General features: G+C 52.3%; 10 protein-coding genes. 6 read left to right on the top strand and 4 right to left on the bottom strand.

Going from position 1 to position 13,268, the window contains the following annotated elements; translation table 11 throughout:
• Window positions 1-52: 52 nt before the first annotated feature.
• Window positions 53-1,978, bottom strand: coding sequence for a glycoside hydrolase family 73 protein (locus DD586_RS08630; RefSeq protein ID WP_012884425.1), 1,926 nt, complete (start codon window positions 1,976-1,978; stop codon window positions 53-55).
• A gap of 417 nt (window positions 1,979-2,395) precedes the next feature.
• Here DD586_RS08630 and DD586_RS08640 point away from each other — a divergent pair, with 417 nt between their 5' ends.
• Window positions 2,396-2,893: a hypothetical protein gene (locus tag DD586_RS08640; RefSeq protein ID WP_012884426.1), complete on the top strand. Its 498-nt coding sequence runs from the start codon at window positions 2,396-2,398 to the stop codon at window positions 2,891-2,893.
• A 122-nt stretch (window positions 2,894-3,015) separates the two neighbouring features.
• Here DD586_RS08640 and DD586_RS08645 read toward each other — a convergent pair whose 3' ends face one another.
• The gene (locus DD586_RS08645; RefSeq protein WP_012884427.1) at window positions 3,016-5,040 is read right to left on the bottom strand and encodes a methyl-accepting chemotaxis protein; all 2,025 of its coding nucleotides are present in this window, start codon (window positions 5,038-5,040) and stop codon (window positions 3,016-3,018) included.
• A 317-nt stretch (window positions 5,041-5,357) separates the two neighbouring features.
• Between DD586_RS08645 and DD586_RS08650 the strand changes: the two genes are divergently transcribed.
• A complete protein-coding gene (locus DD586_RS08650; protein ID WP_012884428.1) occupies window positions 5,358-5,648 on the top strand; it encodes a putative hemolysin in 291 nt (96 codons plus the stop codon).
• Between the two features lie 59 nt (window positions 5,649-5,707).
• Here DD586_RS08650 and DD586_RS08655 read toward each other — a convergent pair whose 3' ends face one another.
• Both DD586_RS08655 and DD586_RS08660 read right to left on the bottom strand, forming a co-directional pair.
• Window positions 5,708-6,700, bottom strand: coding sequence for a 2-hydroxyacid dehydrogenase (locus tag DD586_RS08655; protein ID WP_012884429.1), 993 nt, complete (start codon window positions 6,698-6,700; stop codon window positions 5,708-5,710).
• A gap of 221 nt (window positions 6,701-6,921) precedes the next feature.
• Complete coding sequence (locus tag DD586_RS08660) at window positions 6,922-8,475, bottom strand: methyl-accepting chemotaxis protein (protein ID WP_012884430.1); 1,554 nt, start codon at window positions 8,473-8,475, stop codon at window positions 6,922-6,924.
• 305 nt (window positions 8,476-8,780) lie between these two features.
• Here DD586_RS08660 and DD586_RS08665 point away from each other — a divergent pair, with 305 nt between their 5' ends.
• The 4 genes from DD586_RS08665 to DD586_RS21085 all read left to right on the top strand — a co-directional run bounded on the left by DD586_RS08665 (window position 8,781) and on the right by DD586_RS21085 (window position 13,120).
• A complete protein-coding gene (locus DD586_RS08665) occupies window positions 8,781-11,384 on the top strand; it encodes a YdbH family protein (protein ID WP_012884431.1) in 2,604 nt (867 codons plus the stop codon).
• Window positions 11,385-11,410: 26 nt separating this feature from the next.
• Window positions 11,411-11,623, top strand: coding sequence for a YnbE family lipoprotein (locus DD586_RS08670; RefSeq protein ID WP_012884432.1), 213 nt, complete (start codon window positions 11,411-11,413; stop codon window positions 11,621-11,623).
• Entirely contained in the window at window positions 11,610-11,735 is a 126-nt protein-coding gene (locus tag DD586_RS22355) for a hypothetical protein (RefSeq protein ID WP_267195268.1), read from the top strand. The genes DD586_RS08670 and DD586_RS22355 overlap by 14 nt, the downstream gene beginning before the upstream one ends.
• 212 nt (window positions 11,736-11,947) lie before the next feature.
• Window positions 11,948-13,120: an acyltransferase family protein gene (locus tag DD586_RS21085; protein WP_012884433.1), complete on the top strand. Its 1,173-nt coding sequence runs from the start codon at window positions 11,948-11,950 to the stop codon at window positions 13,118-13,120.
• The last annotated feature ends 148 nt before the right edge of the window (window positions 13,121-13,268 follow it).

A 13,268-nucleotide genomic window follows, 5' to 3' on the forward strand; every position in this document is an offset into this window, starting at 1 on the left:
TAAATTCAGGTGTGTATCAATGTAGCTTCGCTAAAAATAGATATTCTATGTGTTAATTATTATTATCTTTCTTGTCCCAGCCAAATTTCAATATAACATTCTGGAGTTTTTTTGCGTACTCTGGGTCAGTAGCGTATCCGGATGCTTGTAAGCCCTCAGCCCATTTCATAGGGTTTTTGCTGGTAAATAAATTTTTATATCTCTTGTTACCTCTCAAAAAAGATGCATGATCTCTCAAACTATCTTCTGATGATTGGTATGATCTAAATTTTCCTACTATTTTTATTTTTTTATTTTCCTTTTCGCCTGTAACTGGTACATATTCTGTTGTAAGTATGTTGACATATTTACCTCCATTTTTTATATATTTATCATTGGCTTTTATGCCAAATAGATTATTGCTAACTTCTTTAGTATTTATGTCTACAGGTACTCTCTTCCCGTATCCCGACTCTAAAATGGCTTGAGCTGCAGTGATGGCAGCAGGTACACCTGTTTCAGTTTCCAGAGCAAGCGCCTCTTTATATATTTTTTCTACAAAATCATTATTTTCTTTAGATAAGTTTAATTTCTTTGGTTTTTGACCTTTAGACGAGGTGTTTTTGGCCTCCGTCTTTTTAGTTTCTGGTTTCTTAGCATTAGAAACTTGGGGAGCTAAATCAAGGTCAGCATGAATTGGTTCAGATAATACGGTATTTCCTGACTGATAACTTTCAATAAACACATTGCCGTCAGCCAAATCGTTTTTATACTTCAGAGCGGACGTGCCATTGGCATCTTTGGGCCCTTCAATATTTTTGGCCGCTTTTATCGCGCCACCAATGCCACCAATGTGCCGTGCTTTGAGAATGCCAGCAATTTCATTTTGAGTCATTCCCGGCTTAATGATTCCCTTTTTAACTAAGTATGCATAGGCTTTATCAGAATTGGTTTTAAACGCGTTGTCTTGTATCTCTGCACTGGACAGATATTTGTCATAGTCCAGTCCATTCTTCCAGTTGTTTTTATTTTTCAGAAAGCGAGTCATACCACCGGATTTTCCCCATTTATACTCATTGGTGAATCCGTCCGCTTTCATCGCGGCGGTAACGGCATTCGCACCGCCTGCGATCAACCCCGCTTCGGCAAGCCAACCTGCGCCAGCCTGATAACGACCGAGATATCCGGCTGAGTTGCGAATATCTAATTTACCACCTGCACTTTCGGTGGCTGCCGTTGACGCTACCAGTGCGCGAGTGTGGGCATCATCAAGGCCTTCAATATTGCCTTGTTTATATGCAGCACCGGTTGCGAGTGCGCGTTGAATCGTACCGCTCCTACCCGCGGGGATTGGCGTATTGATTTTTTGTGCAGGTGCTGTTGGTAAAGATATTGAGTCTATTCGGCTGGGCGGTGCTCCGGTATTGTCCGCTGGTTTAGACGTAGCAGACTTCAACAAGGATTGGCTTGTAAAACCTTGCAGGCTGCTCGTCAACCGCGACAACGGTGCCGCCATGCCGGACATTAGCTTGCTTAGCTGGCTTCCTGCGGCGGCGTAATCAGGTGCAAACGGCTCAGTAGCCGGTTCTTGCGGTGCGGCCGGTTCGGTGGTGGGCGCGGCGGCAGTCGGTGCAGGCGTCGGCTGGCTGGGTGGGGCGGTATTGGTTGCCGCAGGCTGTGTCGGTGTTTCCACTGGCGGCGTGGGCGTCTGCGGTGGGGAAAACTTAGGCAGCGGCGGAACCGTTGTCACCGGTGGTGTTGTTGGCGGTGTCGGTTGGCTGGCAGCGGCTGGCGCTGATGATGGCCGTGCGGATTCCGGGGCAGATGATCGAATATTGTCTAACCCGGTTGCTGGCGAAACAGAATAACCAGTCGCTGTATTATTGGCTTCTGAGTTATTTTGTCGTGACTGGGAGTTTATTTCCGTTTTCTTCGTAAATGACCGCGTTTTTTTTATAACGACGAAGAGTTGTTTCCGGGTGGTGTTATTCTTTTTCATAGGCGTTTAATAAGCGTGTTAGCTGACGTCAATGATGAAAAATTAACGCCAGCAGGATGAGTGGGAAGCCGCTTCAGCGTTATTACTCACTGAGGTGGGTATATTTCAGCGTAATGATAAGAACGATGGCGTTATATTATCGTTTGTGGCTGAATACACTATTCAGGCGTGTTTGCTGGTGGCTCAGCAAACAGATAGGTGAGATGGGGATTACAGGATGGCCTGTACCGATACGGATAATTATCCCCCGACTTGCCCCTTTTTCCTCTCATCGCTGGGTGAGAACACTGCTATCCTGTGGACAGGACTCGGTGCCTGCACGCGTTGTACGACAGGCTATGACAAGACACGGTATGGCCCTTGCCTGGGCTGAAACTGTTGGCGAAAAGAGAACAATACCCATAGAGAACAATACCCATGAAGAAACTGCTTCTGGCCGTAGCGGTCACGGCGATGTTGTCAGGATGCTCGGTATTCCGTACCAAGACAACGAGCCTGAACAGTACATTTATCTCGCCGTATTACTTTACCTATGACACAAGCCACGTACTGAAGGGCCAGACTAACTGGGTGGATTATGTCTATCTGACCGGTAACCCGGCACGTTGGGATGAAATTCGCGGTACATACAAAGCTGCATTGCCGAAAATTACCCTTAACTACCGGGTGGAACCTGCCGATGGCGGGTATCGGATCACCTATAACGGGATGGTGAATTACCTGCTGTCGGCGCGACATGGTGTTGAGAATGGCAAAGACATGATTGAAGGCGAGAGCGTGCGGCAGTTCCTCATCCCACAACGTAGCGCCGTGGTGGTCAAAGATAAAAAGGCGATGCTGACGCTGACCGATGACATCAAGGTGGAAGTGTCGCTGGCAGAAAAAGTCGAGATGCATTCCATTGAGGATCGTTAACCCGTGAACGAGGGTAACGGCATGGTGTCGTTACCTCCTCATGGCTCTACTGACCAAACCGGCGTCCTTGCCGGTTTTTTTATTACTGAGTACCGATGATGTCTGATGACAACAACGCTGACTCAGAAGCTTTCCCAGTCCTGCTGGTTCTGGCGACTGTTGTGGTTTAACGACAGTGTGGCCTGGCTCGATATGGATAACGGATTGCGGGTGCTGGCAGTCAACGTGGTACGGGGCAATAACGGCTGTCTATCTAACTGTTTATTTCCTAACTGTTTATTATCTAACCGTCGATTCTCTAACCGTTGATTATCCTGCGTTAGCCGGAAATGGCTCACCAGTGTTTCCAACTGTACGGATTGTTCCTCCAGCGAGCTGGCGGAGGATGCGGATGCCGTGACTAGCGAGGCGTTTTGTTGAGTGGTGGCATCCAGTTCACTTACGGCGCTGGCGATCTGCTCGATTCCACGGCGCTGTTCATCCGACGCGGCGGCGATGTCACTGATAATATCGTTGACGCGGGAAACCGAGCGCAGGATTTTTTGCATCGCGTCACCGGCTTCTGAGGCCAGCATGGAGCCGGTATCAATACGACTCACCGATTCGGCGATCAGATCCGCGATTTCACGTGCGGCCTGGGCGCTGCGTTGTGCCAGATTGCGCACTTCGCCAGCGACAACGGCGAAACCGCGCCCTTGTTCTCCGGCACGTGCGGCTTCCACGGCGGCGTTAAGCGCCAGAATATTCGTCTGGAAGGCGATGCTGTTGATGACGTCGGTAATATCGGCGATTTTTTTCGAACTGACGGCGATGTCGTTCATGGTATTGACTACGTTTTGTACCACGCCGCCGCCGGTTTGAGCATCTCTGGAGGCTTCCGCCGCGATTTGGCTGGCATGACGGGCGTTGTCGGCGTTGTTTTTCACCGTTGAGGTCAGTTGTTCCATGCTGGCGGCGGTCTGGACAACCGCAGCGGATTGCTGCTCGGTACGGGACGACAGTTCATGGTTGCCGTGGGCGATTTGCGCGGCAGACGCCGCTACGTTGCTCACGCTATCACGGATGTTGCCGATCATCTGGCGCAGCCGTTCGGTCATCCCGGCCATGGCGGTGGTCAACTGGCCCAGCTCATCATGACGCGTGGTGTCGATGCTGGCGGTCAGGTCGCCGCTGGCGATGCGTTCCGCCAGCGCCAGATTGTGGGACACCGGCCGGGTAATCTGGCGGGTGATATAACGTGACACCAGTAGGCCGAATACCAGTGCAAGCAGGACGAAGGCTGCCGTACCGGTGATGGCGTTGTTGGTCAGCGTGGTGTTGATCTCATTCAGGCGCTTGATGATATCTTTGGCGATATTGCTGACGTTATCGCCGTCGGTTTTCACTGCCGCTTCCGCGTTCGACAGCGTCTGGTACGCTGTCAGGTCATTTTCCGCAGCGGCTTTCAGGTTAACGGTATTTCCCCAGAACGCATCCAGCGTGGCTTTCTTGTCGGCGGGAAATTGTGTGGCAAGGTCACGATAGCTTTTTTCGATATCGCCAAAACGGCTTTGCAGCGTATTTAGCGCAGCGGGAGTATGTGCAATCACTACCGCGTCGGCCGTTGCTTGGTAAGACGCGACTGCCAGTATGAAATCCATGGCTTTCTCCCGGACGTTATCGGATGGGAATGCGATGGTTGCCAGACTGCTGCGAAAGCGGGAGAGGGCGGCATCGACTGAAATGCCGTTAAACCGGGCGTAGGCGTCACCAAGCGCCTGTTTAGCGCGAGCCATTTCACTGATGGATTGCTGCAAGGCAATCTGGTGTTTTTGCATGCGGGCCAGCGGCTCCCTGAACTCGCTTTCACGGTATAACTGGCTACCCTGTTCAAGGTTTTTAGCCAGGTCATCGTTGTAGCTGATCATGGTGTCGTAAGGCTCATTGTCATTGCTGACGAAATACTTTGTTCGGGCGATTTTGACCTGAAAAATATCCATGATGACGGTATGCATCAGGTCGTTTTTGCTGTCGTACGCTTTGATGGTTGAAAAACGGTAAATACTCAGTGCTGAGGACAGAACCACTAAAAATAAAATGATGGCAAAACCCAGATACAGCTTGGTTGAGACATGCATGTCAAAAAAACGTTTTCTCACAGGTGCCATTATCTACTCCCGTTGGCAATTAGGCTGATTGATTACCAGCCTAACCATTAATCGACCAATGAATGGCTGTCTTTAATTACTGAAAAATAAGGACATATAATGTATCCCCCTGACAACAATTGTATTTGTTACTTACCGTGAGTAAAAATATGAGAGGTGAAAATGGGGAGCAAACGGTGATTTTTTACGCTATAAAAAGCGCTCGAAAATAGAAGTAAATAGGACTATGCCGCATTCTGCCATTTAGCGATAAAATGGACCGATTGCTTCTCTCATCCATGCTTTCTCACATTCACGAAATAGGAGTCGACAAGAATATGATGATGCCGCAATGGCTGGTGGCGGGCACGGCGCTGATGCTGGTGGTTTGTAGTAGCGGATGTAGTAGCGGACAAGCTGAATCGGCGCAAATGCAGGAGTCGGTCGCGCCGCAACGGGCTGCCTGGCAAGGGCAGGAAACCCCGGCTGCGGTGAACTGTACGCTGGCCGGTGGGCGTATGGGCGTTTCACGCCAGTTGAGTGGGGCCAGCATCGGTACGTGCCTGTTGGCGAATGGCAAGCGCTGCGACGAAACCTCATTGATGAACGGTCATTGCCCGGCGGGGTGATCCCGGCGGGTCATTCGGCAGGTAAGCAAACCGGCGGCATGACGCCACCGGCCGTGTGATCAGGCGTTGACCTGGTTGGGGCAGGGTACGCCTTCGCTAAGCTGTTGGATGTTGTGCAAAGTGGTGTCGGCGATGCTGGTCAGCGCTTCTTCGGTCAAAAAGGCCTGATGGCCGGTAAACAGCACGTTGTGACAGGCCGAAAGCCGACGGAATACGTCATCCTGAATCACGTCGTTGGATTTGTCGGTAAAAAACAAGTCACGTTCGTTTTCATACACATCCATGCCCAGCGAGCCGATTTTTTGCTGCTTGAGCGCGTCGATGGCGGCCTGAGAGTCAATCAATCCGCCCCGGCTGGTGTTGATGATCATCACGCCATTTTTCATGCGTGCAAACGCATTCTGGTCAAGCAGATGATGGTTTTCTGGTGTCAGCGGGCAGTGCAGTGAAATCACGTCTGAGCGGGCATACAGAGTATCGAGGTCGACATACTCTGCGCCCAGTTCCAGTGCGAGCGGATTTGGGTAAGGGTCGTGCGCCAGCAGCGTCATGCCGAATCCTTTAAGGATACGCAGGGTGGCGATACCAATTTTTCCGGTGCCGATAATCCCCGCCGTACGCTGGTACATGTTGAACCCAATCAACCCTTCCAGTGAGAAATTGGCATCGCGAGTGCGCTGATACGCGCGATGAATGCGGCGGTTGAGGCTCATCATCATGCCTACCGCATGCTCTGCTACCGCTTCCGGTGAGTAGGCCGGTACACGCACCACCCGAATCCCCAGTTCGCGGGCCGCGTCCAGGTCGACGTTATTAAAACCGGCGCAGCGTAACGCCAGGATGTTGATGCCGTTATTCGCCAGTTCTGTCAGCACCTCACGCCCGGCTTCATCGTTGACGAAGATACAAACCGCGTCGCAGCCCGCGGCCATTTTGACGGTGCGCGGGCTCAGCATAAAATCGAAAAACTCCAACTCATACCCGAACTGTTGGTTTACCTGTTCCAGGTATTTGCGGTCATATTGTTTGGTGCTGTAAATCGCCAGCTTCATGATGATCTCTCCACAGGGTATTGTCGGTTGCACATCTGTTATAGGTGGTGTTATCACCTGCCGTGATGATGGCAATCAGAATAAGCTAGCAGAAAATCATAAACAGACAAAATCGTTACCTTCATCATGGTAACAGGATGAAAGCGTCAGAGCGGCGGTACTGTTGAAAAAACAAGAAAGGAGGGGGATTTCCCCCTCCTGCATGACAAGGAGAGTGTGACTTACTTCGAGGCGCCGAATACCGAGATGGCTTGTGCCATGCTGGCGATCTGCTGCTGCAGGTGCCCGGTGGCGGAGTTGGACTGACTCGCCAGTGCGGTGTTCTGATGGGTCAGCTCGTCGATGCGGTTGACTGCGTCATTGATCTGCTGCAGCCCCTGCGACTGTTCTTTGGTGGCCAGGCTGATGTCGTTCATCAAGTGCGTCACTTCCTGCACTTTGACCAAAATGTTGTTCATCGAGCGGTTGGTATGAGCCACTTGCTGGTCGCCAGCGCGGATGCTGGAGAGCGTATTGTCGATCAATGCCGCGATGTCCTTGGCGGAGGAGGCGCTGCGCTGCGCCAGCGAACGGACCTCACTGGCGACCACCGCGAAACTCTTACCTTGCTCCCCGGCATGAGCAGCTTCGACGGCAGCGTTGACCGCCAGAATATTGGTCTGGAATGCCAGATTATCCAACACGCTGATGATATCGGTGATGCGTTCGCTGGCGCGGGTGATCGCATCCATCGTACTGGCAACCTCCGAAACGGCTTGCTCGCCGACATTGACGACCTGGTTGACGTCCTGCGCATATTGCGAAGCGCGTAGCGAGGCGTCGGCGTTACTCTTGATGGTCGCGGTAAGCTGCTCGACCGAGGCGGCGGTTTGTTGCAGGCTCTCTTCGGTTTTCTCGCAGCACTCGGCCAGAATGTGATTCCCCTGGGCGATTTCACTACACGCGGTTTTGAGTTCATGCAGGTTGACGTTGACGTCATCGACAAAGGTGCGGAAGTTCATGCCGGATTGATTGACGGCGCGCATCAGCATGCCTATCTCATCGGCGCGATTAAGCTGGGTCAGGCTGTTGGCCTGGCCGGACGCAGAACGCATCGCTTGCTCGAGGATCAGTTCCGTCGGTTTGGCGATATGTTGCACCAGCAGCTCGCAGAACAGGCTGGCACAGGCGATCAAGGCGGCAAACACGCCCCATACCAGCGCTGTTTTTGGCAGCAGTGCGAACGCGATAGCCAGCGGCATCAGCCCCAGCAGCCCAAAATAGCTGCGAATGCGCCAGCGCAGCGGCATGGTTTTGAACATGCTCAACCATTTCAGCGGACCGGTATACACCACCAAACCATGATGGATGGTGCGGTTTTTCAGGGTTCCCTGATTCACCTGAGCATAGAGTGCTTCCGCCTGGCTGATTTCGTCTGTGGTGGCGGCGGTGCGTACCGACATATAACCGACCAGCTTGCCATCGCGCTTTAGCGGCGTCGTGCTGGAACGAACCCAATAGTGATCACCGTTCTTGCGACGGTTTTTGACCACACCAGTCCAGATTTTTCCGGCTTTTAGCGTATTCCACATGTCTGCAAAGGCAGATGGTGGCATATCCGGATGGCGGATAATATTATGCGGTTGCTCCATCAGTTCTTCCGGCTCATAGCCGCTGACTTTGATGAAGTCGGCGTTGGCGTAAGTGATGAGGCTATCAGGGGTCGTGACCGACATCAGTTTGGTGTTGGCATCCAGTGGATACTGACGTTGGCTTACCGGGTAATTTTTACGCATGAAGCATCCCTTTTTGCGATATTGAAGGGTAAAGCGAGTCCATATTGTCTAAATAAGCAACAATGCTAATGAGTCGATAGTCCAGGCAGGAGCGCGGTGTACGGGCGTCGCCACCGTGCCTGCCATCAAGGCAGCGCGTAGTCAGAGACTGTGCTTATGTAAAAATTTTATCACGATCAGGTAATTGAGATGTACGGATTTTGCTGGGTAATGTGAACTGAAAGGTGACATTTAGCGCATTAATCGTAACAATTCGCACTGAATGATAAAAATGATGATAGCGAGAACACCCTGAAACATAATCCATGCTGACGTTTATACGCTGTACCCGATGGCTGACCCTGCTGGTCGTTGCGCTGACGCTGGGGGGAATCATCGCCTGCCTGACGATGCCGCGCTGGTTGCCCGTGGTATTGCAGCCTTATTTGCCTGTCGGTGTGAGGGTGGTGTTAGATGACACGCCCGGCTGGCGTCAGGGAGGATTCTGGCTGCCCGACGTACAACTGCGTCTGGCATCGTGTCAGCCTGCGACGCTGTCAGGCTTGCTGGTGCGTTATCGGAACGGGCGTTGGCACCTGGAGGCGCAAGCCTTGACGTTGGATGCGGACTGTTTGCGGCAATGGCCAGACTCTTCCGCGATGACGGCACCTCAGTTAGCGCAGTGGCAACAATGGTTGCCGGAAACCGAATTGATTCTGCACCACGTTGCACTCACCCCCTGGCTGCCCGAGGCGGGCAGTTTGCACCTCTCTACCGATGCATCGCGTCAGCAACTCCGTATCCAGAGCGACCAGCTACAGGTGCAGGCCGAACTGCGTGGTGCTGAATTAACGCTACATCAAGGCCTGATGCGCACGGCACCGCAAGAAACACCGCTACAAATCAACGGTGCGATGCACCTGGCACCAACGCTTAACCGCCTGCCGCAACGGGGGGAGGTGCAAGGCGTCGGGCTACCGTTACGGTTACCGGAACCAGCCAGTGTGGTGCTGCGCTGGCAGGGGAATCAGGGCGAATTGACGGTCAGTGTGGCGTCAATGGACGAACCGCTGCTGACGCTGCCGTGGCGGATAAGCGACGGCAACCTGCGTATTCAGGACGGGCGCTGGCGTTGGCCGTATGCCAGCCAGCCGCTGACCGGTGGCGTTTCGCTGACATTGTACGATCTGTTGCAACCGCGCGACCCACTGCGGCTGGAAGCACGCGTCAACATTCTGACCCAGGGGCATCATGGTCGCGCTAACGCCGTGTTGTCGGTGGGGCCAGGTTTACTGGGGCTGACTGACAGCGATATGCGCTTCCAGTTTACCGGGCAAGTGAATTTGCCTGATTTATCCATTTTCGCGTCACTGCCGGGCACCGTAAAAGGGGCGGTGCTTGATCCTACCGTGTCGTTGCTACCGGGCGCGCTATTACGGGCCTGGGGAACACCGCGTCCGGACGTGGAGCTGGAGGAGGCGCGCTGGCCGCTGGCGGGAATCCAGGTGACCCGACAAGGTGTGAGCGGCCGGTTACAGGCGATTGTCAACGTACGCGACCGCTACTGGGGGCGTTTCCGCTTGCACCTTGACGGTAAGGCGCAGCAGTTTTGGCCAGACCGCGGTGACTGGCGCTGGCGCTATTGGGGAGAAGGCGAGCTGCCGCCGTTGCAAGGCCGATGGGATATCGCAGGTCAGGGGCGCTGGCAGAACAATGAGATTGACGTCGAGTCGTTGTCCAGCGGTCTTAACCAACTGCGGTACGGCGTGGTGACGGTAGAACAGCCGAGACTGACGCTGACCGAACCCCTGCGCTGGCGACGCGACCCCACGGCGGGGACATTGCGCGGCGCACTGAAACTGGCGGCGAAGCAGGTGAGTTTTCACGGTGCCGGTACATTGCCTGCCACCGAGCTGGCGCTGGATATTCATGGCCGCAATTTGCAGGATTTCCAGTGGAATGGTCAGTTGCAGGCGCAGGTGGTCGGCCCTATTCGACTTAACGGTCGCTGGGACGGACAACGGCTGCGTGGTAACGGGTGGTGGGCACCGCAGCCGTTGCGGGTATTCCAGACGTTGTTGCCGCCACGCTGGAATCTGGCTATTCGTACCGGGCAGTTTTACGCACAAGCGGCGTTTTCCGCTGCGCGTGGACAGGGATTCCACGCTGGGGGGCATTGGGTGGTGAAAAACGCCAGCGCCTGGCTGGAGGATGGCGAAGTCAGCGGGGTGAACTTTGTGTTGCCGTACCGCTTCGAAAATCATCGCTGGCAGTTGGGAATTTCCCGTCCGGTGGCGTTACGCATTAACCGGCTCGATAGCCTGTTCCCGATGCAGAACATCGATATACAACTGTACGGCCATTACCCTTACAGTGAGCGCCATCCGTTTACGCTGGCGCAGCTGGACCTGGATGTGCTGGATGGTCATCTGTCGTTGTCGCCGCTGCGCCTGCCTGCACATGATTCGGCGATACTACGGTTACAGGGGATCGATGTCGGCGAACTGGTGAGTGGCCTGAAAGTGAAAAAACTGTCGATGTCCGGCCGGGTGAGCGGTGTACTCCCGCTGAACTTCAGCCACCCCTCGATGCTGGTCAAAGACGGTAAATTTACCAATGACACGCCACTGACCATAGAGCTGGATTCGCAACTGGCGGATCAACTGGCGCGAAACAGTGTCGCCAATGCGACGGCTGTAGCCTGGTTACGCTATCTTGAGGTTGGACGTTCCTGGGTGACGGTCGATATCAGTCAGAATGGCGAGTTGTCGCTGGCGTCGCGTATTACGGGGCAAAGCGTGATGGATGACCTGTCACGGCGCGACATTGTGCTCAATTATCGCCAGCAGGAAAACCTCTTCCAGTTATGGCGTAGCCTGCGTTTTGGCGACAATCTGAAGGCGGCACTGGAACAACAGGTCGCTGAGTAATCGATGATGAGTAGTAAGAGGACGAGATGAGAACAGTCTGTGTCGCGATAACGGCCGTGTTGCTAACCGGCTGCACCCCGCGCATTGAGGTGGCGGCACCAAAGGAGCCGATTACCATCAACATGAACGTGCATATCGAGCACGACATTCGTATTCACACGGATAAAGAAACGGCACAACTGCTCGATAGCGCCGGTAACCGGGCCGGTGAGCAGATAAAGAAAAATGCACGCCAATAAGCGCGATAAACGTCTGGTTGAACAACTAAAAGTCGATGATAGCGGGGCTCCGTTATCGAATCAGTTGACTATGCTGGCTATTGCGTTCGAGGCGTCAGTGGCATTGCTATAAAATTATTCGTCTGAACAATGCTTTGTCCACTATCCCAGTATAGTTATAATCCTGTTGGCCACCCGACCAATACTTTGCACATCGTCTGTTGCTTACCGACAATCACGCACTCTCTTTTGGTGCGTATCCTGGAGGCATAATACCTAACGTTCGAATGTCGATTTGCATGGCGATTTTACACGTTTAAAACACTTTTCGAGGGGAACTTTACTGTGACATCTTTGCCAGCGGATAATCGCTTGCATCATATCGACGCTATGCGCGCTATAGCTGCGTTATGTGTAGTAATTATGCATTTTTGCACCCGATTGCCAGGTAATATCGTCAGTTCAAGTTTTATTGGTGATGTGCTGACGCTTGATTTTGGTCGTATCGGTGTGGTTCTGTTTTTTGCAATATCAGGTTTTGTTATTCCCGGCAGTCTGCAACCAGGGCAGCATAAAGCGGTATTTTGGATTAGGCGATTTTTTCGCCTCTATCCGGCATACTGGGCTTCTCTGTGCACCGTTATTCTGGTTCAGTGGGCATTTATCGACACGACTTTTAGTTTTCGTCAAATTCTTGCTAACACCACCATGTTGCAGAATTTTCTACATTTCGAAAACATCGAGGGCGTTTACTGGACATTAAAAGTGGAACTGGTTTTTTATGTAATGGTATTCGCTGGATTCTGTTTGGGGTTGAATGACAAGCCTGCTTTTCTCGTCAGCGTGTCTGCTTTTTTCTTCTGCATATTTATTTTTTACCTCGATTATTGGACTGGCATTACGACGCTTTCTCATCGTTTTATTGAGCTGATAAATCTCTCGAATATTAATAATACATCAGGAGGAACGGCCGATAACCACCCCTTACCCGGTTTGCTTAATATGAATTGGGGTAATTTCTGCGGGTACTTCTCTGTCATGTTCATGGGCGCTACATTACGTCTTTGGTTTATTGGACAGATGAACCGTACCGGTAAATGTGCCACAGCCATTCTTGCAGCAGGATGGTTTATCGTATTGCCAGTAATGGGGCTGATTGGGTATTCACGGACGCAGGATGTGGGCCTGTTTAGTATGTATGGGTCATGGATCACTGCGTTGTTGATGTTTGTTGTTTTGGCATTTTTACTGCCGATCCGAGCAAGGGCAATCGTGTGGCTTGGTGTGGTGAGTTATTCGCTTTACCTATTCCATCCGGTTGTGATTGATATACTCTTTGCATTTCACATGACAGCAGCGTTGGCTTCGTTGTATCCAATTCTGACACTGATATTCTGCATTGCTATATCTTCAGCCGTAGCTGGGATGGGGTATAAAATAGTCGAAAAACCGGCAGTCACGGTTGCACGTCAATTAACGAAGAGATTGAGTAAACGTAGTCTGAGTTTACAAAGTTAGCGTGTGGATCTGCGGTAGTTATAACGCGTGGAAGGTGAAACGGATACACCAAAAGGTGAAATAAAAAACGCCGTGTGCCATAAAAAGGAATCATCAGGCAACACGGCGGCGAGTATGAAGGTCATTAATTTCTTATATACCCCAAATC

Source organism: Dickeya parazeae Ech586, from assembly GCF_000025065.1.
GTDB lineage: Bacteria > Pseudomonadota > Gammaproteobacteria > Enterobacterales > Enterobacteriaceae > Dickeya > Dickeya zeae.

What these genes read in the sequence shown, in the direction of transcription:
- DD586_RS08630 (WP_012884425.1), bottom strand. Translation starts at nt 1,978, where the DNA reads ATGAAAAAGAATAACACCACCCGGAAACAACTCTTCGTCGTTATAAAA.
- DD586_RS08640 (WP_012884426.1), top strand. Translation starts at nt 2,396, where the DNA reads ATGAAGAAACTGCTTCTGGCCGTAGCGGTCACGGCGATGTTGTCAGGA.
- DD586_RS08645 (WP_012884427.1), bottom strand. Translation starts at nt 5,040, where the DNA reads ATGGCACCTGTGAGAAAACGTTTTTTTGACATGCATGTCTCAACCAAG.
- DD586_RS08650 (WP_012884428.1), top strand. Translation starts at nt 5,358, where the DNA reads ATGATGATGCCGCAATGGCTGGTGGCGGGCACGGCGCTGATGCTGGTG.
- DD586_RS08655 (WP_012884429.1), bottom strand. Translation starts at nt 6,700, where the DNA reads ATGAAGCTGGCGATTTACAGCACCAAACAATATGACCGCAAATACCTG.
- DD586_RS08660 (WP_012884430.1), bottom strand. Translation starts at nt 8,475, where the DNA reads ATGCGTAAAAATTACCCGGTAAGCCAACGTCAGTATCCACTGGATGCC.
- DD586_RS08665 (WP_012884431.1), top strand. Translation starts at nt 8,781, where the DNA reads ATGCTGACGTTTATACGCTGTACCCGATGGCTGACCCTGCTGGTCGTT.
- DD586_RS08670 (WP_012884432.1), top strand. Translation starts at nt 11,411, where the DNA reads ATGAGAACAGTCTGTGTCGCGATAACGGCCGTGTTGCTAACCGGCTGC.
- DD586_RS22355 (WP_267195268.1), top strand. Translation starts at nt 11,610, where the DNA reads ATGCACGCCAATAAGCGCGATAAACGTCTGGTTGAACAACTAAAAGTC.